Below are 21,436 nucleotides of genomic sequence, written 5' to 3'. Positions count from 1 at the left end.
TTCACTCATGGCTGATCACAACGATCCGAGTGCGGTCAACACGATTCTCCCCGTTATCGACATGAGCGATCCGGCGAAAGCGGGTCGCCGTGCGGTGATTGTGGGTTTGCTACGCATGCGGAATTATGTGCAGCTAGACGTTCTCGATAACGGCATAGGAGTCGCGCCGGAGCATCGGGAGGCGATCTTTTCAGCCGTTCGTGCAGCTCGGAAACCCGGAGCGGGACCGCAAGAAAGGGCTCGGACTCGGTTTGTCGATCGTGAATACGGTGATGTCATTGCTTGAGGGACACCATCTCGAACTGAAGTCGATCGAGGGTCGCGCTTCTCGGTCTGCATGCCGGTAGCGGATCCGTTATCGCTCCCGAATGCGGCGATATCACCCTCCGCTGCAGCAACGTTGCGGCGTATGCCGTACCTCGTCATCAGCGACTACCGGTTGCCGGAGACGTCGACCGCACGCGACGTCATCCGTCTGATGGGCGAGCACATTGCGCGTCTGGTGCCGTGCCTCGTGGTGACGGGTAACGCCATGGCAAGCACGCAGCGTGCGTTGCCGGAGCGCGGCGTGCTCAGCAAGCCATTGTCTCCTGACGTGCTGGTTGAGCACATGCTCGAATTGACGGAGGCATCGACCCGGGCGAATTAGACCGCTGGAGCGCTCGCGACGGTGGGAATCTCAACGCCGCGCCGCGCCATTTCCACGATCAGGAAAGTGCGCCGCGACACGTTGAAGCGGCTCAGCAGATAGCTGATGTACTCCTTCGCCGTGTTCTCTGTGATATCCATCTTTCGCGCGATGGCCTTGTTTGACATGCCCTGCAGGAGAAAACCCAAGGCTTGTGCGAGGCGCGGTGTCAGGTTCAGCGAGTCGATCGGAATGCCCTTGCTCGGGCCCGGGGACTGCGGGGTATGGCCGCCTTTGCCGAGCACGCTGTTCGGCAGAAAAACCCGTCCATTCAGAATCGCCTGCAGCGCTTCCCTGAACACCGCACCGCCTTTCTCGCTGGCCTTCGAGATGAAGCCGCCGGCGCCATTCTTGATGCACTCCAGCACGGTCTCGCGGTCGTCCTGCGCGGACAGCATGACCACACGCGCAGCACGCTCGTTTTCCTGCAGCCAGCGCAGCAGGTCTAGCCCGGTGTGATCGCCCCCGATCTGGTAGTCGAGAAAAACCAGGTCGTAAGCCTTGTTCTGCAGCCGCTCGACAGCGGCGGCATATGAGCCGGCCTCGTCGATGTCGAGCGTCGGTTCTGAGGTCAGAATCTGGCTCTTCATCGCGATTCGTTTCAAGCCTTCGTCCTCTACGAGTAGTACGTGGCGGAAATACAGGTTGTCCATGGGCGCCTCTCCAGTCGATTGCATCTTATCCGTATCCCTCCAGGTCGTTATCCCCTCAAATCGGGGGACGTTTCTACGGCCGCCTTCTGGAGGCGCTTTTCCCCCGCCATCGTCCAGTCGGTTTGAAAACCCTTCACCGCGCCCGTGTGCCACAACTGCGGCCCCATCTTGCCGCCAGCGTCATGCACCGAATCAATCACGCCTTGCCAACCGGCCAACGCCGCCTCGCCGTGGAAAGAGGGAACATCGGGGTCGTTGCTGGACGCGGGCCGGTCGACCACGGTGCCTTCGGAAATAATCAACCCGACGCCGCCTTCGGCACGGCGCCGATAGTAAGCGGCATTCGCCGGCCCAGGCACACCTTGCGCGGCAAAGGAGCGCGTCATGGGCGCCATAACGATGCGGTTCGGTAGCGTAAGCAAACCGACGGAGAAGGGCTGAAACAGGATTTCGGAAGAAAGCGGCATGAATTGAATCGCCCGGAGTTGAAAACAGAGCCGATGGTATCCTCCGGAAACTTAGTGTCAATAACGCACTTCTCTTCCACCAGGGATATTCGAGGTAACCATGTCCGCTGAGCCTGAGCGTTTCCCGGCCGCTTGTCCGACGCGCCCGACAAGTGGTCGATGATGGTTCTCACGGTGCTGGATGGCGGGCCGTTGCGTTTCAACGCGAGCAAGCGGCATCTGGAGGGCGTTAGCCAGAAAGCACTGACGCAATGTCTGCGCAGGCTCGAGCGAAACGGACTTGTTTCCCGCACGGTGATACCCGTTTCGCCGGTGGCCGTCGAATATGAGATCACGCCTTTGGGGCGTGCGCTGCAACGGCCGCTCAAGGCGCTCCATGACTGGATGCTCGAACATCTCGGCGAATTCGATACCGCCCGCGTAGTGTTCGATGCACGCATGGCGTCGCAGCCGCAAGATTGACGGCAAACACGCCCGAACCACTGCCGCGCGGGGTATTGACAGATTTCTTGCGGCCTACGTTGACGCCGGCTGAGCGTGTGAGGAGGGTGGCCACGTCGACATAGCGATGTCAATCATGCGATCGAGCGCGTCCGCACTTGCGCCGGCCTGCGGCAAATTCAAAAGTGAATGCAAGACCCCGAGGTAAAGCCACGCGAGTGCGTCAACGCGCGTGTCGTTCGGCAATTCGCCATTCGCGATCCCATCGCGCAAGAGACCTGCAAGCATCTCATACTGCAGCCCCGCGCTTGCTCGCGCAGCTGCTTTCCCGTCCGCTGTGAGGTCCACCATCTCTGCGCAGCTTCGCGATATCAGGCAACCCGCTGGACGTTTCCGGTCGGGGGTCGCGCGCAGCAAGTAGGCCCGCAGGATCCCTTCGAGACGCCCCCGCGCCGTATCTGCTTCTACTCCGTTCATCCGATTGAGCACTCGCTTCGTGTACGCTGCAAGCGCCTCCCGGAAGAGACCGTCCTTGTCACCAAATCTTTGGTAGAGGCTGGAGCGGGACAGGCCCGTCGCCTCGGTAAGGTGATTGATTGATGCCGCCGCATAGCCGTGGCGCCAAAAGACCCTCATGGCCGCATCGATTACGGCCGCGTCGTCGAATTGCGGCTTTCCGCTCATGGAATCCTCAGGAACAGCTTGACAATCTGGAACGATAGTTCCAGCATTCTTGTACCGTTCGTTCCATGATACATCAAAGGACCCGTCATGACCGTCGATTCACCCGTCACGTCTCAACGACCGCGCATCGCGATCGCCGGGGCCACCGGCCGCGTCGGTTCGACGCTGGTCAGCCTCCTTGCCCCAGAGCCTGTTGACGTCGTCGCTTTGACCCGCACGCCCAATGCACTAAATTTGCCACCAGGAGTGAAAGCAGTCAGAGTGGACTTCAATGAACCGCGGACACTCGTCGATGCGCTTCAAGGTAGTGAGCGCCTGTTCGTCTCACATGGCACATCATTGCAGCAGGTGGCAAACGAAATCGCGCTGATTGATGCCGCTGTCGCTTCGGGGGTCCGTCACATCGTCAAGCTTTCGTCCTTTGGGCCTCCGACCCGCTTGAACCCGATGGCGTGGCATATGCAAATTGAGGCGCATCTGGCCAGACAATCTGTTGCCTCGACCGTACTGCGGCCATCCACATTTGCGGACGTTCTCAAACGGTCTGCCGCCTACATCGCTTCAGACTCGTGGGCTGGCGCTGCTGGCAACGGACGGGTCAATTTCATCGATACGCGCGACGTTGCGAGAGTGGCGCGCATCGCTTTGCTCGAGCACGTGCAACCTGAGTCTCAGCGTGTTTATCACCTCACGGGTCCGCGCGCCGTGACTATGCATGAAATTGCGGACGAACTTTCAAAACTGCTAGGTCGTAGTGTCATTTACGGAGAGCGGACCCTCGAGCAGCAACGAGAGGTTCTATTAGCAGAAGGGTTGCCAGCGTTCGTCGCAGATTTGCTTGTCGGTCTGGACCAGGTGTTCCGCGACTCCGCAATGAGTGAAACAACCACGACTGTCCAGGAGGTGACGGGGGAAGCTCCTTTGCCCTTGACTCAGTGGCTTGCCGAAAACATCTCCATTTTCAAGAAGTAGATTTGCCGCCTGTGTGCTCTGTCCGTATGTGAACTGGTGACAGGGACAGGGCGCAAGGTTGGGGTCCACTCGACCACCCGTCGAGTGAAGCTAACAGAAGCGACGTCTCGGTGCGGCTGCAGCTTGCAGAGGACTTGCCGCTCATCAAAGGCGACCGGGTGCAGCTCCAGCAGGTGAAGCTGAACCTGATTATCAATGCCAGTTAGGCGATGTGCGCGGTGGACAATGGGGCGCGGGAATTGACGGTCAGGACCGCCATGCATGAGCCAAGTGCCGCCTCGTGACGGTGCGCGATTCCAGGCTGGGTGTCGCTCCCGAGCACATCGAGCGCCTCTTTGAGCCTTTTTATACGACGAAGGCTAGCGGGATGGGCACGGGGCTGTCGATCTGCCGCTCGATTATCGACGCACACGGCGGCCTGTTGTGGGCGAGCGCAAACGCACCGCGCGGCGCGATCTTTCAGTTCACGGCACCTGTCCATCCCGCCGTTTCATCATAAGCCGGCCTCGTATTCCGCGCCGCAGGGTATCGCATCGCCGGCCTCCGCCGCCCGTCAATGGCTACGAGTTACATCATGGCCGGCCGGCGAGCGTCCGATGTCTGGCTCAGAGCCGACGTCCGGATGTACTTCATGGCGCGCGGTCGAAGGCCTGAAGATAGCCGACTACTGCCCGATGTGGTCGGGCGCGGGCTGACCCGCGGTGAAAACTCGATTACTGAAACTGACAGGTCGGTGAGAGGTCGCGCAGGATCTTCCCGGATTGCATCACGCAAGGAACAACGGCCAGTTCTGCTCTGTCTGGCAAAGCCTCGAGGTGTGCCAGTCAGGGGCATTGTCGCGGCCCGGTTTCTGCGCTTTCAGTGGTGTTCCGGTTTTCCAGGACCGGCTATCGCAGGTAGAACGAACAGGCGTTCGTCCCATACGACCGGCTGCGCTTCGGATACGATGATCCGCGTAGCGTCTGGATGGGCGGGATTCACCAGCGCGTTGGACTCGGCACGTGCGACTACCGAAGGCACGATCAGGACCGCGGAGCGGCATTCCTCCAGCCAGCGGTTGCCGAAATCACGCGCGATTTCAGTGGATGGCCCGTCCCATCCCGCAGGCAGTGTGCCCGGGGTGTGCCTTTCGACGGGAAGATCATCAGGAACCTGCGCCTCGACCCAGACGTGTGTCTTCGGCACTTTGCCAATCCGTGCGTGTATCAGCACCTCGAGCATGGCTCCCGCGAACGTGAGCGCGCCATAGATCACGGGACGGCCGGGACTGTTGAAGCGACCGCCAACGAGCATGGCGCCGGTGCCGCTCCATAGCGGATGCCGCCTGTCGGCAATGCGGAAAATCCTCATCAGGCCGGTAGCCCGTAGAAAAGCTTCCAGAGGAGTTCTTCCACGCGCCGCGCACCTAGCTCGGTCAGGGCAACCTCAAGGGGAACGCGCCCCTCCAGCAAGGGGTGGGGCGTGGCAAGGAAGGTGCGTGCGTCCGCCGGATCGTCCCAGACGTAGGCCGCGCTCGCGTAGACCCGTGCGAGGCGCTCTGTCTTCTCCGATTCATCAGGTGTCAGCCTGTCGCGACGCCGCTTGTAGGTTGCCTCAGGGACGATGCGTGCCTGAAGCGCGCGCCTTGCCTCCGCAGTCAGGGCGATCTGTTCGACACCGTTACGCAGCGCGGATTTGGGCAGGCCTTCTGCGACCTGCGCCTCGAGTTCGGCGATCGAATGCGGTACCGGACTGAGTCCCATGACTGCAGCGATCTTCTCGGGGGAAACGAGTTGCATGGCGCGCTCCCGTCTTAAATCAAATGAGCCTCCATTGTAGCTCATTTGAGCTTGGCGCGATGGAGGCTGATTACCCGGTCGCCAGTGCCCGGAGTAAGGGATTATCCAGACACCGTCTGGATAATCGGCGGTACCTGAAAACGTTCAGACACCGTCTGAGGCCGCCCGACGTCGCCGAAGCGGAATTGTCACCGCGTGCAAGAAAAGGGCAATGTCGATCACAACGCGTCTCCCCCGTGGGCGCGTGAAATGGCGGATGCGGACGTATCGACTGCTCGGTGCGCCCACAACCAAACCCGACGCTCAGATCTGCTGCTGACCACCGTCCACGAACAGTTCGGCGCCATTCACAAAGCTTGAATCGTCCGAGGCGAGGAAGAGCGCTGCGCTCGCAATTTCCTCGGGCTCGCCGAGTCGTGCCAGCGGAATGGGAACACATAGGCAGACGACTGTTTGGTCGATTGAGGGTGAGCATCCAGTCGTCCCACATTGACGCCGGCGATCAGTCGATCGGACGGTTGATCTCGTCGGTAGCCTCACCCGTGTCGTAGAACATCCTAAGACAGATGTTTGTGGAAGAAAGCGGCGACGTTCTTTACCGCATAGCCGACCTGCGCCGGTTGATCGTAATAGTCGAAATGGGTGCCGTCCCCCCACGCCAATTCCTTCACTGCCCCCAGGCGCGAGTAGAATTTCTTGGCCTGCTCAGGGAAGGCGCATCCGTCGGAGTGCACCATGATCGTCGGAACTTTGATGGCCGGCGCCTTGCTCATCGGGTCGAAATCCAGCCAGGGCCCGTATGACATCACGGCGAACTCGTTCTTCCACTCGGGAACGCCGCCGCGTGCCTTGTTGAAGTCGTAGTCGTAGTTCCCCCTCGGGTTGTAATTCAGGGCACTCGGATCATTCACGCTGTAGGTCGGCACCGTCACCTGCTCTCCGCTCCGCTCGAATCTCAGCTTCGCCTCCGCTCCGGCCGCGAGACGCCGCGCAATTTCCGCCGTGCCGATAAGACGTTCGTTTAACTCGGGGTCTGGCAGGAATGCAGCGACCGTCGCAAACGCCTTGACGCGCGCATCGTCGGCGACGAGGTAGGCGCCGTTTCCGGCCGATGTGCACACTCCGACCATCCCGACAGCCTTCGTATAAGGCAAGGCCGTTAGATACGAGACGGCGGCTTTCAGATCGCTCAGCTTGGCAGCGGGAGACTCTAATTGACGAGGCTGCCCTTCGCTTCGCCATAGTGGCTGTAGTCGAGTGCAAGCGCCACGAACCCGTTTTCCGCCAGCTTGCGTCCGTAAGCGCCCGCCATCTGCTCTTTGACGGAACTGAGAGAACCCGCCACGACGACCGCCGGATAGCGTCCGGTCTCATTGAAGTTCCCTGGCGCGAACAGGTTTCCCTCCAGTGTCAAGCCATCTCGTTTGAAACTCACTTCGCGCATCATCACGCTTCCTTCCAAGTTGTGTAGATTCCGTTCGGCCGGCGACGCGCAGCCCGCGGCGAGTCCGACGCCGCCGAGGGCCGCGACCGCGAGAAAGTCGCGTCAGGTTGGTTCATTCATCTCTCGTTCCTTCTTGAATTCGGTCGAAGAACGGCGGGTCGCTCGTTAAGAATCAGCCCATCGCGATGGCGCGCCAGAATGCCGAGAAACCGTCAGCGCAAGCGGTCTTGACGAGCTTCGGCTCCGCGGCGATCGAATCGATGGTGGCCTCGGCCATCGCAACCATCAGCGCGGCGACGAAGGCCGGCGGCTGCTTGCGCAGCGCCCCCGGCGACCTGGCCTTCATCAACAGGCCGCTGACGACCTGGAAGCTTTCCGCGACCGACTCCCGCGTTGCGGGGCCGATTCGGTCGGAGACTTGGAGCTTCGCCATCGCCTGGCGCTGAGCTGGATGCGCCAGCCCCCAGCTCACGTAGGCGGCCCAAAACTGCCACAGACTTTCGCGCAGATCCTTCGAGCCCGGCAGGTCCGAATAAGCCAGTCGCAGCTGGCCTTTGAGGTCCAGATACAGCTGGTTGGCCAGCTCGTCCTTGCTCTCAAAATAGGTGAAAATGGTCCCCTCGGCCACGCCGGCGGCCTTCGCGATGCGAGCTGTGGAAGCGGACAGTCCCGCCTCCGCGATCAGCCGAGTGGCCGCCTCGAGGATCGTTTGGCGCTTGTCTGCGCTGAGCGGACGGGCCATAAATAAAAAATGAGTCTCCTGGCCGACTGTACTCATTCACAGAAGCCGCTCGAAAGCTGCCATTGAAGATATCAACGGCAGCTCAGCAGAACCTTCATCGAACTAGTGCTCTCGGCCAGGAGGCGACGTTCACCAGCGCGCTCAGAAAGTCGTTCGAACGGCAGTTACTGCCGAGAGAGCGGCCGCTCATTCTGTGGTGGTCAAATACTCGAGCCGTACGCAGATGCGGCGAGAGAATTTCCTGCGTGATGAGGAGTATTCGCGTTTGTATTTCGCACTTCCGCTGATCGGGCAGCACGTGCCTTGCGCCCTGAAGGCCACGGACCGCTATGCCGTCAGCAACGCTCGGATGCGTCCCACGAACACATTGGCCCCGATCTCCGAGCTCTGTCCAGCACGCATACGCCGATGGCGACGCCCCTTTCCTGCGCCAGTTGCTTCAGACGAATCGCCGCGGACAGGCCCGCCGGTCCAATCGCCCCGGACGCCATGTGTTCATCGTTGGCCGGTCGCTCCCTGATATTCGGCGTGCACCGCAACCCCCATTGCAGGGCGCTGGGGTGCAGGTGGAAAGACGAACCAACAACCATCGTCGTGGCGGAAGAACATGATCTTCAAGGAGCGTTGATCACCTTCGGACTCAACGCAAACGCAACGCCACGCCTCGCGGCGTGAGCGTGTAATGCGAGTCACCCGAGACCGGCCTGCCACATCTGAACCGAGCCAAATATTAACGACGTCACGGAGCGATCTTTCCCGTGCAACCATCGGCATACTCCAGCGAATTCAAAATCCAGGAGTTGCAACTCGAGCGCAATCAAACTGCATCCACGAAGTCCGGTACGAGCGCGAACGGATCGCCGACGAGCACGTAGTCGGCCCCGCCGAAGATCGGCGCTTCTTCGTCCTCGTGACCGCCAGGATCACCTTCGAGTCCATCATGCCCGCAAGGTGCTGGATCGCGCCCGAGACGCCCACAGCGATGTACGGTTGCGGCGCGACGATCTTGCGGGTCTGGCCAACCTCTTCGGCAAGTAGCCCGCTTGGACCGCTGTGCGCGACGCGCCAAGTGCCGCGCTGAGCTTGTCGGCGAGCGGCTCAAGCAACTCTTGAGAGCGAATTCAATCCCGATATGCTGCGCGAGCGGTGGGTTCACGGTGTTCCCGAAGCGCCGATCATGTTGCTTAGACGATCTCAATTGCAAGCGCCGTGGCCTCACCACCACCGATGCACAGACTCGCGACGCCTCGCGTCTCGCCGCGCTGGCGGAGTGCGCTCAGGAGCGTCACGACCAGGCGCGCGCCCGTCGCGCCGATCGGGTGACCCAGCGCGCAAGCACCACCATGCACGTTCACGCGCTCGTGCGGAAGCGACAGCTCGCGCATTGCGGCCATCACGACCACGGCAAATGCCTCGTTGATTTCCCACAGGTCTACATCGGCCGCCTGCCACCCCACCTTGGCTAGCAGCTTCTGGATCGCACCCACGGGCGCAGTGGTAAACCAGGCCGGATCCTGAGCCTGTGTGGCGTGCCCGCGGATAACGGCCAGCGGTGCTAAATCACGCTCGTGCGCGGTGGACTGGCGCATCAGCACCACGGCCGCTGCACCATCGGCGATCGAGGCCGAACTCGCCGCCGTGACTGTGCCGTCCTTTCCAAAGGCGGGTTTGAGGCTGGGAATTTTGGCTAGTTCTGCTTTCGCTGGCGCCTCGTCCTCGTCGACGAGTTTCTCGCCACTGCGGCCCGGCACCGCCACCGGCGTGATCTCCCACCGCAACAAGCCGTCACGCTGCGCCTGTTGCGCGCGCAGCGTCGAGGTGGAAGAAAAGGCGTCCTGTGCATCGCGCGTGAAACCGTAGTGGCGCGCGCAGTCCTCGGCGAAGGTGCCCATAAGGCGGCCACGGGAGGCGAGGCTGTAGTGATCCTCCAGGCCGTCGAAGAACATGTGGTCCAGTACCTGGCCGTGTCCCATGCGCTGGCCCGAGCGGGCCTTGGGCAACAGGTAGGGCGCGTTGCTCATGGATTCCATGCCGCCGGCCACGATCACCTGTTGACTCCCAGTCAGCAGCAGATCGTGTGCAAGCATCGTTGCCTTCATACCCGAGCCGCAGACCTTATTGATCGTGGTGCACCCCGCCGAAAGCGGCAAACCGGCTCTCAGCGCCGCCTGGCGTGCGGGTGCCTGCCCGAGGCCGGCGGGCAGCACGCAACCCATGAGTATCTCGTCTACCGCCTCTGGCTGCAGCCCTGCGCGATCGAATGCGGCACGGATGGCGATGGCGCCGAGTTGCGGAGCCGCCAGCGACGCAAGGTCGCCCTGAAAGCCGCCTAGCGCCGTGCGGGCGGCACCGACGATTACGACGGGATCATCTGAAGTCGAAGAGGTAGGCATGCGAGTCTCCATCCGCCGCTGCGCGGCGGCGTTGCAAGGTGTGGGGAAAGTTTGGCAGTCCACAGGTCATCTGAGCCCTTCCGGATTCGGCGATTCGCCGAACTCAAGCAAGGCGGTAGCCGGAACAATGACGTGCACTCCAGACGCCGAGTTCACCTTGCCGCCATACGGATGCCGCCATCAAGGCGAATCACCTCGCCGTTGAGGTAGGTGTTTTCGAGGATGTGCACCACAAGGCCCGCGAATTCTTCTGGCCGACCAAGGCGCGCGGGAAAGGGGACCATCTTGCCAAGGGCGTCTTGTACCTCGGTGGGCATGCCTTTGAGCATCGGCGTCTCCATGATTCCTGGCGCGACTGCAAGCACGCGAATGCCATCGCGGGCCAATTCCCGCGCGATAGGCAGCGTCATCGCGACGACACCGCCTTTGGACGCAGCATAGCCCGCTTGCCCAATCTGGCCATCGAAGGCGGCGACTGAAGCAGTATTGATGATCACCCCGCGCTCGCCATCAGCCTCGGGCATGTTCCTGGCCATGCAGGCTGCGGCCAGCCGTACCATGTTGAAAGCGCCGACCAGGTTGACCTGAACGGTGCGCGCGAAACTCTCCAGCCGGTGCGGGCCTTCGCGTCCGAGCACTTTCTCGGCGGGGGCAACGCCTGCGCAATTGATCAGTCCGTGCAACCCACCGAAGGTGTCGCAAAAAGCGTTCAACGCACGCTCGGCGCCCGTCGCGTCCGATATGTCAGCCTTGGCGAAGTGGGCATTGCCGCCGAGTTCCGCCGCCAGCGCAGTACCGGCGTCCTGGTCCAGGTCTACAAGCAGCACCGAGGCGCCGCCCGCCACCAGACGGCGCGCCGTGGCGGCGCCCAGCCCTGAGCCGCCACCCGTGATGACGAATCCTCTATGTTGAATCTGCACTGCTGTCTCCCAAAAGTAACCACCCGGACGCGCAACGGACCGGCCTGTGCTTCGCCGGAAGCTCTGGCTCCCAGAGCCACGGATGCCCCTTGCATGGGTCATGTGATATGACCGCCATGCTGTATGACCTCGGCCAACAATGCCACACTCGCGACGACGAACTGAGTGGCCATGGTAAGCGGCAGACGGGCGTGCGCACATGCCCATAGACCTCTTCATGCGTGAGCCCTTCGGACATATTGGGGCGGGGCGTGGGTCGCCCGCCAGCGCTCTTTAGCCGATGACTGCCCGCGCAGAGTCGGGTAGCCGGTTCCACTTGCGCCCGGCAGCAATTAACATCAGTACACTTTCCGTGGGTGAGCCTGACCATGAATGACGCTCAAGACAAGGGCACAACGTCTATCAGCCTGGTACGTGAGGCAATTCTCGTGGCAACACAACGCAATCTTGATGTGTCGGCCGTCCTCCAGCACGCTGGAATCGCTGCAGAATTGTTGAATGCGCCGAGAGCGCGTGTGCCGGCGTTGGCCTTTTCGCGCCTGTGGGCGGCTCTGGCCGACTTGATGGACGACGAGTTCTTTGGTCTCGACAGCCACGCACTGCGCCGGGGTAGTTACGCGCTGATGTGTCACGCGGTGCTGCATGCGGACAATCTGGAACACGCGCTGCGTCGCATGCTGAAGTTCCTGCGTGCCGTTCTCGACGACATTCACGGGGAGTTGCGCTGCGAAGGCGAGCATGCAGTGATCATCCTGCATGACGATGGGCGGACACGCCGGCTCTTTGCCTACGGGACATGGTTCATCCTCGTGCACGGTCTTGCATGCTGGCTCGCACGCAGACGGATTCCACTGGTGGAGATGAGATTTCGCGCGTCCGCACCAATCGATGACAGCGACTACCGCATGCGCTTCTGCGAGGATGTGACGTTCTCCGCAGAGGAGACCCTGATCCGCTTCGATCGCAGTTTCCTCGGCCTCAAACTGTCCGGGACGGAAGCGAGCCTGCGTGTATTCCTGGAGAAAGCACCAGCCAATATCCTGGTCAAGTATCGCAATGAATCGAGCACTACGGCCCTGGTCAGGCGCCGACTAAGAAACCAGGCCCCCGACGACTGGCCGGACCTCGACGCGCTATCGCGGTTACTGAATCTCTCCGCCGCCACGCTGCAACGCCGCCTGCTGGCCGAAGGCACGAACTACCGGCAACTGAAAGACGAATTGCGCCGTGACATCGCAATCGACTTGTTTTCCAGCAGTTCTCTCACGGTCGCCGAAGTCGCTGCGCGGACTGGATTTCAGGAAACCAGTGCTTTTCACAGGGCCTTCAGGAAGTGGACGGGGGCCAGCCCGGGAATGTACCGCCACGGCAGGCCGGACTCTTAACATTAGAACTCGTACTGTTGTCATAGCGGAATTGGAGCGCGCTCCGACTTGCTTGTACGTCTGAGCGGTCGAAAGGCTCGATCCTCGTTTCCAAACAAGCATTGCGCGAAAGCATGGGTGCCGAGGCTAGGCAAAGCAAAGCCGTGCAACCGATGAATCGCAAATAGACGGGCAGCGCCGAAGCGGCATTCCCCCCATCCTCACTTGAATTCTCGGGGTGATGGGGCAGCCAACACACGAAGCAGAACGAAAGCCCAGCGTGTCCACACACCTCATGCAAACTGAGGTCGGCGGGCATGGATTGGCGTCCCAGCCGGGGTGACACTGCAGTGCGTTCGGCACCGCAGATCAGAACAAGCCTCGCGCCCGGTTCCACAGAGTAACCGGAGCCGGCTCCACGAAAGCCCCGCCCTTGATCACCGCCGAAAAATAAGTGAAGTGTTATCGCTTATTTGGGCAGCAGGTTTCTCGCCAACGCGTCACCGAATCAGCGGGGGGGAGGAGATATTGCCCTCGATGAGCAGCGCATTGCGGTAGCAATACAAATATGGAGACGAGAGGTTGACCCGGTTCAGAATCCGCGCGGAATTGCGAGCGCTGACGCGACTGGGCGCATATGTTCCGGCCCGATGCACAGCATCACGTCATCAACGAAGCGCTACGGCATCCAGCTCGCCGCCACACTGACCGGGGTCATCGCATTCCAGATACCTCCGTTATACGGCATGCGGCTCGACCATCGCGCGGAGCTGATCGATGCGGATCATCCCCGGTTGTGGCTCGCAACGGCAAACCGATGCAAGTTGGCCCGAGATGGTCGATCTCCTGACGCCCCGAGAACCGATTTCTCCAACTGGAAATCGGTGTCGTCGCCTGACAAATTCGCGAGCTGCCCCTAATGGCGCGACGCCGGAAAGCGGGTGTTCGGTGACCTCATTCAGGTTGAAGTTGATGGACATGGATTGTCAGCTGCGTCCGCCTGACACTGGTTACAGCGCGACGGCAACGGTCGATCCCGGCGCCACAAGGCGGCAATGTTTCTGCCATACGCAGCTTTATGGCCGAGATTCTCACGAATAGTGCAGCTTGTATGAACTCTACCCTCAACAAACGCCACATGGCTCAGTGCAAAGCAACTTTCAATGCTGGCATCGAAATGGACCGTCTATCTCCTCCTCCGTTGAGCTCGCTTGCCGACGTGAACCGAGCCGTCGATTGGGCGCTCGTCACGCGGCGCAGCGTCCGTGCTTTCCTGCCCACGCCGGTTCCTCGCGGGCAAATCGAGGCCATCCTCGACGTTGCTCGCTTCAGCGCAACCGGCGTCAATATCCAGCCCTGGCATGTGCATGTCGTGACAGGCGCAATGAAGTCCCGCCTGTCTGCCGCCATCAACGAAATCAATGACGATCCCGTTCGCAGCTCCGGCCTGGACGAGCCCTATGAATACTACCCGCGCGAATGGATCGCACCGTATGTGGATCGCCGGCGTGAGGTTGGTTGGAACCTGTATGGCCTGCTGGGCATCGAGAAGGGTGACAAGGAGCGGATGCACGTCCAGCACGGTCGCAACTACCGCTTCTTTGATGCACCCGTGGGCCTGTTCTTCACGGTTGACCGGGTCATGCGTGAAGGAAGTCTGCTCGACACGGGGATGTTCCTGCAAAGCGTCATGGTCGCCGCCCGGGCGCGGGGCCTCGACACCTGCCCGCAGGCGGCTTTCAACAAATTCCACCGTGTCATCGCCAAAGAACTGTCCATTCCCGACAACCAGATGTTGGTGTGCGGAATGAGTCTGGGTTATGCCGATCACAGCTGCATCGAGAACACTCTGGTAACGGAGCGCAGTCCGGTACGCGACTTCACTACTTTTTATAATGAATGAATGGAGACAAAGTCATGAGTGCAACGGCCTATTCTCGAGGACTTGAGAAGAACGCGGCAAACCACGTTCCATTGACGCCCTTGACCTTTCTCGACCGAACTGCCGACGTCTATCCAAATCGAACCGCGATCATTCATGGCGACTTCCGGCAGACGTGGGCGAAAACGCGCGAGCGTTGCTATCGCTTCGCGTCGGCGCTCGTTCAGTTGGGGATTGAACCGGGCGACACGGTGTCGATCATTGCGCCGAACACGCCGGCCATGCTTGAGGCACACTTCGGCGTCCCTCTCTCGGGGGCCGTTCTCAATGCCATTAATTGCCGCCTTGATGCTGAGGGCATTGCATTCATTCTGCGCCACGGAGAATCCAAACTCCTGCTGGTGGACCGGGAATTTGCACCGCTCGTTGAGAAAGCGTTGCAGTCAGTTCCCAATCCGCCGCGCTTGATAGACATCAACGATCACGAAGCACCTGACGGTCCCACCATCGGGGAAACTGACTATGAGTCGCTGCTGGCGAGCGGTGATCCGGCATTTGCGGGCCGCCGCCCGGCCGATGAGTGGACTCCGATCGCCTTGAACTACACCTCGGGCACCACTGGCGACCCGAAAGGCGTCGTTCCGAGCCACCGGGGCACGTATCTGATGAGCCTCTTGCAGATGACGAACTGGCCGCTCCCCCGTGCGCCGATTTACCTGTGGACACTTCCCATGTTCCACGCGAACGGCTGGTGCTTCACATGGGCAATTACGGCCGCGGCGGGAACGCACGTCTGTTTGCGCAAGGTGAATGCCGCGAATATTCTTTCGGCCATCTCCGAACACGGTGTCGATCATTTTTGTGCGGCACCGATTGTCCTCGCAGGCATCGCGAGCATGCCCGAATCGGAACGGCAGCCGCTGCCGCGTCGTGTGCGGGTCCTTACCGCGGGCTCGCCGGCGCCCGCGGCTGTTCTCGAGGCCGTTGGCGCAATGGGTTTCGACGTCGACCACGTCTTTGGAATCACCGAGATTGCCGGTACGCCAATCAGCTGTGCATGGCACGACGAGTGGGATACGTTGCCGTCGGAGCAGCAAGGAAAATTGAAAGCACGGCAAGGTGTACGAGCGGCCGCGTTCGAGAACATGTCGGTGGCCGATCTTGCGACGCTTGAACCGGTGCCAGCCGATAGCAAATCTTGCGGCGAGGTTATGGTCCGGGGGAATACGGTAATGATGGGATACTTCAAGAATGCCGACGCAACGGCAAAAGCTTTCGCCGGCGGTTGGTTTCATACCGGAGATCTTGCGGTCGTTCACCCAGACGGCTATATCCAGATCACAGACCGCTCCAAGGACGTCATCATCTCGGGGGGAGAAAATATCTCGTCTGTAGAAGTGGAGGAGGTCATCTATCGCATATCCGGCGTGCTCAACGCAGCCGTGGTCGCTCAGCCTGATGACAAATGGGGCGAGACTCCTTGTGCGTTTATCGAACTGAAGCCGGATGCCTCCCACATCACGGAGCAGGATGTCATCCTGTTCTGCCGGGAGTGGCTAGCGCATTTCAAATGCCCGCGTCGCGTGATCTTCGGAGAATTGCCCAAGACCGCTACAGGCAAGATCCAGAAGTTTCGTCTGCGGGAGCAAGCGGGCAGCCAGGTGGCGATCACGAGGTTGGCGGGTTGAAGCTGTTGGTCCGCTGAGCGTGCCATGCGCTCTAAAGTGCGACTACGGTCAAGTGCGGCTGTAGTCGTGCGTACCCGCGCCCTATGTGCCGAACAAAACCGAGACACCCCCGCCGCCCACACGCGGTGTGACGGGCCGCTCGCCGTCCGATAGCTGACATTGGGACGATGAAAGCGCGAGGGTCGCCTATGGGTCGGATTATGTCGTTTGCATGAGGTACGCACCCTATGCGATCGTCGCACTCGGCCGTCGGGCGCTAGCCCGGCCACAACCGGCCGCTCAGCGGCGGAGGAAGTTTGCCGTTGGGACGGCCGCATCACTCCGCCTACAGCCTGACGCGTATGCCCGCAAGCGACCCGATGCTGCCGGTCAACGGATTGCTGCGAGGGGCCGCTCTCGCGCCAAAAAGGGACCTGCGGCTCGGGCGCGTCAAGCGACACGACGCGGTCCGTGAGCGCGGCGCGGAGGGCGTTGTCAGGTCCGGGGCATCTGCGCCGCCTTGGACAGTATACGGACGGGCTCCAAGTCATCGCGGCCTCGCAGGCGTGCAGCAAGCCGCGGCAGGCCTGCGGCTGAAACGCCGGCATGCTGGAAGACCTGTTCTGAGACGATCGCCTCGCAAGCGATTTCCTTTGTCAACTGCTCAAGTCTCGAGGCCACATTCAACGGGTCACCAATCGCAGTGAACGTAACATGCTCGCGAAAACCAATCTCACCCATTACCGCCCGGCCGCAATGCAATCCAATGCCAAACCGAATTTGCGCGTGCAACTGCTGCTCGAGCGCAGCGTTGAGTTCGTCAATATTGGCCGCCACCAGCGGCACAGCGCCGAGCGCCTGACGACAGGCGGTGGACGGCTCGCTGTTTAAGCCAAATATCGCGAGCACTGCGTCCCCCAGAAACTGGTTTGGCAGGCCGCCCGCGTGGACTACCGCGGAGCTGACCGCACTCAGGAAGCGACTGACCACGAATAGGCTGTCGAACGGTAATTGTGCCGCCGCAAGCTTTGTGGAATCCCGCATATCCACGAACATGAACGCCGCGAATCGCTCTTGCGGCATGACGTCCCGCTGGCGCCGTTTCAAGAAGGCCGTTGATGCTTCCGGTGGCACCAGCGGCCACACGGAGAGATCATGGGTTGGCCGCAACTGGCAGGCGAGGCGCACTATCTGCGAATCAGCTCCCAGTCGCTCCAGAACGCGTCGCTCCGCCTCGGCAGGCGCGGGCAGCGGCACATCGCTGAGCACGCGTACCCGACACAACGTGCATCGGGCCCGGCCACCACAACTGCTGGCATGGGGAACGCCGGCCATGCGGCTAGCCTCGAGCACCGAAAATCCGAGCGGTGCGAATACCTTTCGCCCGTTTGGAATCTTGCGCGAGCGCGATCACTTCCCGTCCGCCTTGCAAGAAGCCTAGCAGCGCTAGCACCGGGAGCAGGACAGCAGCGCTCAGCAGCACGCTCCGCCACGCCCCGAACCATAGTTTCAAGCGCAACCAGAACCAAATGCCGTAACACCCATGCAGCCAAGCGACCACCAACAGCATCAGTTGCACACGGCCGAAGAACGGTGAATCGATCCAGAATGAGTACAGCAACTGCGCGTAACCCTTGTTCAAGCCGAACTCGGCTAAGGCGACCCGCGTGTTCACAACATGGTTGGCTAGCGGTATGCACAAGCCGAGAACGAGTTGCGCCACCTCACCCGGAGTCCAGTGCAATGAGCGCCGTTCGTACAGAGCCCACAGACCCAGGAAGAAATGCGTCACCAACGCGCTGTACAGCACCGCCGTTCCAAGCCATCCCTGCCAGATGAACTTCTGCACTAGCAGATCACGCTCCAGCCATGCGAGCGAGATATTCCCCAGCGAGTGATTCAGGAGGTGCGTGCCCACGTAGGTCAACAGCACCAGACCGGTGGCCAGTCGGACCGACCGCACACCCCCCGCCCCAACCGTCGAAGATAGCGAAAGTTTGACATGCTCTACTCCCCACGCATCTCGATGCACCAGATCTTGCCCATCCGGCGCTTATACTGCGCGAAACGCACGCTTTCCTTTCTGCAATGCAGGCAGCAGCTCGAGTGCCCAGCAGTGCACGGCCGAATGGTCAATTGCGACGCCGCGCTCGGCCTTTATCCGCTCAAGGTGACGCAGGCTGAGCGGAAAGGCCAGATACCAGTCACACAGGCTGGCATCACTTCCGTAGGTGGTCCGCAATTGATTCCAGCGCATCGCGTGCCGCTGTCATATCGCCACCGTCTGCGCGCAGTGCTAACCCACTCGTCCATTTTGCTGTAGTTCGGGGTCTTGCTGCTGACTCCTCAACTGCGCGGACATGCATGATGGTCTGTCGCGTCGTTTTGAATACCCGTGCTACCTCCGACACTGAGGCGCCCTGTGCGAGCCCTTGGCGTGCTTCCTTCTGCTGACCAGGGGTAAAGGCAGGCCCGCGGGATGGTCCGGCAGGGCGATTCTGGCATTCCCTCGCGAGGTCAATATGCCATCAAATCTTCCTCCGATCCATCGCGCCGCAGTGCGCTAACTGAAAGTAACTGGTCGGCGACACCGGACATCGCGAAGGAGGTGGCAATGGGCGAATACCGAGGTCCGGGTTACTCCTCCTTATTTGCGGTGGTGGCAACGAGTGAATGTGTTGGGAATAAGACACCCGCTGTCCCGGTATTAAGAGTACACGTCCAGCTGATTGATAGGCGTCAGGCGCCTGCCATTGGCGCGGCGTGGCGTTCCCGCGCGGAACTACCCGACCCCGATGGGCAGGGCGTTGCGGGGTCCGGTAGAGTAGGTGGAGATTTTCATGAGACACATAACCTGGATCGCGGTTGCCACCCTGGCGGTTGGCACGTCGCACATCAATGCCGCAGAGCAGAACGTTGCACCGGCCGTATCGGGCAACGACGCTACGATCTGTCGCAAGCGGGCTCGCCATCAGCGCCGCAAACGACGCCGATGACAAGTAGTGTCGCACCGGTCGGCAAAACACGTGTAGACGTCCGTCAGGAGTTGATACAGGCGGAGAAGGACGGTTCGTTGGCCCGCTTGAACGCGCTTCTGTATAACGGAAATTGATGTAGGGATGCATTGGAAAAGGGAGCGCGACCTCCCCCGATTTTCCATTGAATCACCGCTCCGGGTGTTGATTAGGATAACGTATCATGAACCGTATTACCCAATGCGTCGCCACGATCTCGTTACTGGTTGCCGGTGCCAGCGCATTCGCCGCACCTACGTTGACACCGCAACAGTGCAACGATTACCCGTTCGTGAAGCCGCAGGGACCCGTAACGCACCGGCAACTCATCAACGAACTGGAGGAACTGGAAGCGCTTGGCTACGACCCAGCAACTGGCGACGATGCAGCTTATCCCGACGATCTCAACAGGGCGCAGCGCCGACTTTGGGACGAATACGCGGCAGACTGCCCGCATCAAGGTCCGATGGCGACGGTGCCCGCTGGACATTAACGGATGGAAGTCGTTGCAATTTCATAGCCAGTGTTTCGCGAGCCGACTCCCGGGGAAAAGGGTAAGCGCATAGGAATCGACGATCAACGACGGGAGATCCATGCAACGTATCCTTGCCATAGGCGGTGGCGGCTTCATGATGGAGGACTCACCATCGCCAATCGACAGGCATATCACTAGCCTCACGGGAAAGTTGCGGCCGCGCATCTGTTATCTGGCTATGCCCAGCGGAGATTTGCCTGCGCATCTCGACAAGCTCCACGCCGTCTACGGCAGTATGGGTTGTGAAACTTCTCATCTTGTATTCTTTCGGCAGCCCGACTCGAGGTCGATTCCTGTCTCCCACTTCCGCTCAAAGTTGCTTGAACAGGACACCATTTATGTAGGCGGCGGTAATACCAAGTCTGCACTTGCCGTTTGGCGCGAGTGGGGGCTTGATACAGTTTCGCGAGAGACATGGGAGAGGGGCGTGCTGCTCGCGGGCATGAGTGCAGGCGCAATCACAACAAGCCCGCACGGTTTCCCACCTTCGATTGCAATTGATGACTTTGCGGCCGCTATGTTTTTGGGCACTTCCCTCGACAGCGTGCTTTCGTGGCGAACGGGATCGACCGCGTATCAAGCTTACCGCGCAGGCGACACGGTGATTGAGACAGCGTTACCGGCCAAACAAATTGGCCAGTAAGATCAGGGATCAGGAGCCCGCTTGGCGAAATCAGAAGGACCGTCTGGGCTCAGTCGCTGACTGCAGCGGCGGTCGGCCAGCACGAGACGCTCTCTCTAGCTTTCAATTTCAAAACAGGGTCTGCTCGTCCAATGAAAACAACCTCATCGTTCGAACATGAGATTCGCCCCGCAACGACTGCCGACGCCAAAGGAATAGCCACGGTTCACGTGGACACATGGCGGGATGCCTACAAGGGCATCGTGCCAAGCGGATACCTCGCCGCTCTCGATGTGTTCACCAGGGCTGAGAGATGGCTGAAGACGCTGACGGCTGGAACGCCACACGTATTCGTCGCGTAGTGAATGACACGGTAGTTGGCTGGATCGCATTCGGCCCGTCCCGTGACGATGACCTTGAATCGCATTGCGCCGAGACCCGTTGCCGCCACCCAAGCTTCTCAATAGCGGTCGGTCATCTGGGAGCGTTTCGCAATCGGACAGCAATACTCCCTTTGAGGCGCACTTCCGTCAGGGAGGCGCCACCAATTTCGATGACCTTGGCTGCCCCGTCGGTCTGAATCCGCGCTGATCGTAGAAAGACTGCGCCGACTTGTTGTCTCGCAGCACCCAGAGCGTGACTGCCGAATAGCCCTCAGCATAGAGTCTTTCCGAGGCGGTGATCATTAACGCCGTCCCGACGCCACGGTTCCAGAAGGACGATGTCACGCAAATCGCTTCGATCCGGCAAGCGACCGCTCGCCGGCCGTCAGTCATCATACTTCGGTCTGCTCCGCCATCTCGAGGGCATCGTCGACCCCAATGCCGAAGATAGCGAACCGTGCTTTCCAGTCTATTGCCTGCAGGCAATAGAGCAGAGATTTTTTTGGTTGGCGATCGCGGCCACTGATACGTGAACAGGCCGATCGGGACCAGTCCGCGATCGGTAATCAAAAAAATGTTTGTGCTAAACCGCTCCGCAAGCGCTGGCGTTTATGGGCATTGAATGATCGTCGCGGTGATTTGTGATGCCAGGCGCACGGGGTGGTGCGCGCCAGAAGCGGGCGGTTGGCCGGGCCCGTCGCGCGAAGACAGTGGAAATGCGGACGCAAATGGGTAAGGAATGCTGAGTTTCGCGGCATTGTGAGGGTGCGACGACGCCATGGCACGA

At 60.6% G+C, this 21,436-nt stretch carries 23 protein-coding genes and 3 pseudogenes; 10 read left to right on the top strand and 16 right to left on the bottom strand.

Features of this window, described 5'->3' with window-relative positions:
- Positions 1–7 precede the first annotated feature (7 nt).
- Together M3A49_RS10930 and M3A49_RS10925 are read left to right on the top strand one after the other, a co-directional pair.
- On the top strand, positions 8–286 hold the full coding sequence (locus tag M3A49_RS10930; protein ID WP_266228697.1) for an ATP-binding protein: 279 nt from the start codon (positions 8–10) through the stop codon (positions 284–286).
- 123 nt (positions 287–409) lie between these two features.
- Positions 410–649, top strand: coding sequence for a hypothetical protein (locus M3A49_RS10925; protein ID WP_266228696.1), 240 nt, complete (start codon positions 410–412; stop codon positions 647–649).
- Here the strand turns inward: M3A49_RS10925 and M3A49_RS10920 are convergent.
- On the bottom strand, positions 646–1,341 hold the full coding sequence (locus tag M3A49_RS10920; protein ID WP_266228695.1) for a response regulator: 696 nt from the start codon (positions 1,339–1,341) through the stop codon (positions 646–648). The two genes, M3A49_RS10925 and M3A49_RS10920, sit on opposite strands and share 4 nt — an antisense overlap.
- 47 nt (positions 1,342–1,388) lie before the next feature.
- Complete coding sequence (locus M3A49_RS10915; protein WP_266228694.1) at positions 1,389–1,808, bottom strand: hypothetical protein; 420 nt, start codon at positions 1,806–1,808, stop codon at positions 1,389–1,391.
- Positions 1,809–1,940: 132 nt separating this feature from the next.
- On the opposite strand from M3A49_RS10915, the gene M3A49_RS10910 reads away from it, so the two are divergent.
- Positions 1,941–2,270 (top strand): winged helix-turn-helix transcriptional regulator, encoded by a 330-nt coding sequence (locus M3A49_RS10910; protein WP_266228693.1) that lies wholly within the window; start codon positions 1,941–1,943, stop codon positions 2,268–2,270.
- 54 nt (positions 2,271–2,324) lie between these two features.
- On the opposite strand, the gene M3A49_RS10905 is transcribed toward M3A49_RS10910, so the two are convergent.
- A complete protein-coding gene (locus M3A49_RS10905; RefSeq protein ID WP_266228692.1) occupies positions 2,325–2,933 on the bottom strand; it encodes a TetR/AcrR family transcriptional regulator in 609 nt (202 codons plus the stop codon).
- An 87-nt stretch (positions 2,934–3,020) separates the two neighbouring features.
- Between M3A49_RS10905 and M3A49_RS10900 the strand changes: the two genes are divergently transcribed.
- Positions 3,021–3,905: an NAD(P)H-binding protein gene (locus tag M3A49_RS10900; protein ID WP_266228691.1), complete on the top strand. Its 885-nt coding sequence runs from the start codon at positions 3,021–3,023 to the stop codon at positions 3,903–3,905.
- Positions 3,906–4,185: 280 nt separating this feature from the next.
- On the top strand, positions 4,186–4,404 hold the full coding sequence (locus M3A49_RS10895; RefSeq protein WP_266228690.1) for an ATP-binding protein: 219 nt from the start codon (positions 4,186–4,188) through the stop codon (positions 4,402–4,404).
- A 359-nt stretch (positions 4,405–4,763) separates the two neighbouring features.
- Here M3A49_RS10895 and M3A49_RS10890 read toward each other — a convergent pair whose 3' ends face one another.
- The 9 genes and pseudogenes from M3A49_RS10890 to M3A49_RS10850 all read right to left on the bottom strand — a co-directional run bounded on the left by M3A49_RS10890 (position 4,764) and on the right by M3A49_RS10850 (position 11,182).
- Positions 4,764–5,255 (bottom strand): RES family NAD+ phosphorylase, encoded by a 492-nt coding sequence (locus M3A49_RS10890; RefSeq protein WP_266228689.1) that lies wholly within the window; start codon positions 5,253–5,255, stop codon positions 4,764–4,766.
- Positions 5,255–5,683 carry an antitoxin Xre/MbcA/ParS toxin-binding domain-containing protein gene (locus tag M3A49_RS10885; RefSeq protein ID WP_069269414.1) on the bottom strand — a complete coding sequence of 143 codons (429 nt, stop codon included), beginning with the start codon at positions 5,681–5,683 and terminating at the stop codon, positions 5,255–5,257. The genes M3A49_RS10890 and M3A49_RS10885 overlap by 1 nt, the downstream gene beginning before the upstream one ends.
- 303 nt (positions 5,684–5,986) lie before the next feature.
- A pseudogene (locus tag M3A49_RS10880) lies at positions 5,987–6,112 on the bottom strand (SDR family oxidoreductase); the annotation flags it as partial.
- 128 nt (positions 6,113–6,240) lie between these two features.
- Positions 6,241–6,804, bottom strand: coding sequence for an alpha/beta fold hydrolase (locus M3A49_RS10875; protein ID WP_266228688.1), 564 nt, complete (start codon positions 6,802–6,804; stop codon positions 6,241–6,243).
- An 89-nt stretch (positions 6,805–6,893) separates the two neighbouring features.
- Positions 6,894–7,130 carry an alpha/beta hydrolase gene (locus tag M3A49_RS10870; RefSeq protein ID WP_266228687.1) on the bottom strand — a complete coding sequence of 79 codons (237 nt, stop codon included), beginning with the start codon at positions 7,128–7,130 and terminating at the stop codon, positions 6,894–6,896.
- 169 nt (positions 7,131–7,299) lie between these two features.
- Complete coding sequence (locus M3A49_RS10865) at positions 7,300–7,905, bottom strand: TetR/AcrR family transcriptional regulator (RefSeq protein WP_266228686.1); 606 nt, start codon at positions 7,903–7,905, stop codon at positions 7,300–7,302.
- A 781-nt stretch (positions 7,906–8,686) separates the two neighbouring features.
- Positions 8,687–8,978: pseudogene (locus M3A49_RS10860) on the bottom strand (FAD-binding protein); the annotation flags it as partial.
- 75 nt (positions 8,979–9,053) lie between these two features.
- The gene (locus M3A49_RS10855) at positions 9,054–10,262 is read right to left on the bottom strand and encodes an acetyl-CoA C-acyltransferase (RefSeq protein ID WP_266228878.1); all 1,209 of its coding nucleotides are present in this window, start codon (positions 10,260–10,262) and stop codon (positions 9,054–9,056) included.
- A 152-nt stretch (positions 10,263–10,414) separates the two neighbouring features.
- Positions 10,415–11,182 (bottom strand): SDR family NAD(P)-dependent oxidoreductase, encoded by a 768-nt coding sequence (locus tag M3A49_RS10850; RefSeq protein WP_266228685.1) that lies wholly within the window; start codon positions 11,180–11,182, stop codon positions 10,415–10,417.
- Between the two features lie 368 nt (positions 11,183–11,550).
- Here M3A49_RS10850 and M3A49_RS10845 point away from each other — a divergent pair, with 368 nt between their 5' ends.
- The 3 genes from M3A49_RS10845 to M3A49_RS10835 all read left to right on the top strand — a co-directional run bounded on the left by M3A49_RS10845 (position 11,551) and on the right by M3A49_RS10835 (position 16,116).
- Complete coding sequence (locus tag M3A49_RS10845; protein ID WP_266228684.1) at positions 11,551–12,567, top strand: AraC family transcriptional regulator; 1,017 nt, start codon at positions 11,551–11,553, stop codon at positions 12,565–12,567.
- A gap of 1,117 nt (positions 12,568–13,684) precedes the next feature.
- Complete coding sequence (locus tag M3A49_RS10840) at positions 13,685–14,449, top strand: nitroreductase (RefSeq protein WP_266228877.1); 765 nt, start codon at positions 13,685–13,687, stop codon at positions 14,447–14,449.
- A 14-nt stretch (positions 14,450–14,463) separates the two neighbouring features.
- On the top strand, positions 14,464–16,116 hold the full coding sequence (locus M3A49_RS10835) for an AMP-binding protein (protein ID WP_266228683.1): 1,653 nt from the start codon (positions 14,464–14,466) through the stop codon (positions 16,114–16,116).
- 474 nt (positions 16,117–16,590) lie between these two features.
- Here M3A49_RS10835 and M3A49_RS10830 read toward each other — a convergent pair whose 3' ends face one another.
- From M3A49_RS10830 to M3A49_RS10820, 3 genes and pseudogenes are all read right to left on the bottom strand, one after another.
- Positions 16,591–17,430: an adenylate/guanylate cyclase domain-containing protein gene (locus M3A49_RS10830; protein WP_266228682.1), complete on the bottom strand. Its 840-nt coding sequence runs from the start codon at positions 17,428–17,430 to the stop codon at positions 16,591–16,593.
- Between the two features lie 4 nt (positions 17,431–17,434).
- Positions 17,435–18,028 (bottom strand): hypothetical protein, encoded by a 594-nt coding sequence (locus tag M3A49_RS10825; protein ID WP_266228681.1) that lies wholly within the window; start codon positions 18,026–18,028, stop codon positions 17,435–17,437.
- 98 nt (positions 18,029–18,126) lie between these two features.
- Positions 18,127–18,298: pseudogene (locus tag M3A49_RS10820) on the bottom strand (IS6 family transposase); the annotation flags it as partial.
- Between the two features lie 995 nt (positions 18,299–19,293).
- On the opposite strand from M3A49_RS10820, the gene M3A49_RS10815 reads away from it, so the two are divergent.
- Both M3A49_RS10815 and M3A49_RS10810 read left to right on the top strand, forming a co-directional pair.
- Positions 19,294–19,602: a DUF4148 domain-containing protein gene (locus M3A49_RS10815; protein ID WP_266228680.1), complete on the top strand. Its 309-nt coding sequence runs from the start codon at positions 19,294–19,296 to the stop codon at positions 19,600–19,602.
- Between the two features lie 100 nt (positions 19,603–19,702).
- Positions 19,703–20,287 carry a Type 1 glutamine amidotransferase-like domain-containing protein gene (locus M3A49_RS10810; RefSeq protein ID WP_266228679.1) on the top strand — a complete coding sequence of 195 codons (585 nt, stop codon included), beginning with the start codon at positions 19,703–19,705 and terminating at the stop codon, positions 20,285–20,287.
- Between the two features lie 509 nt (positions 20,288–20,796).
- Here the strand turns inward: M3A49_RS10810 and M3A49_RS10805 are convergent.
- Positions 20,797–21,042 carry a GNAT family N-acetyltransferase gene (locus tag M3A49_RS10805; RefSeq protein WP_266228876.1) on the bottom strand — a complete coding sequence of 82 codons (246 nt, stop codon included), beginning with the start codon at positions 21,040–21,042 and terminating at the stop codon, positions 20,797–20,799.
- Positions 21,043–21,436: the final 394 nt, after the last annotated feature.

The organism is Paraburkholderia sp. CNPSo 3076 (assembly GCF_026343935.1).
In the GTDB taxonomy this organism is placed as follows: domain Bacteria; phylum Pseudomonadota; class Gammaproteobacteria; order Burkholderiales; family Burkholderiaceae; genus Paraburkholderia; species Paraburkholderia nodosa.
The sequence above is the reverse complement of the archived record's forward strand: the minus strand, read 5'-3'. Positions and strand labels throughout refer to the sequence as shown.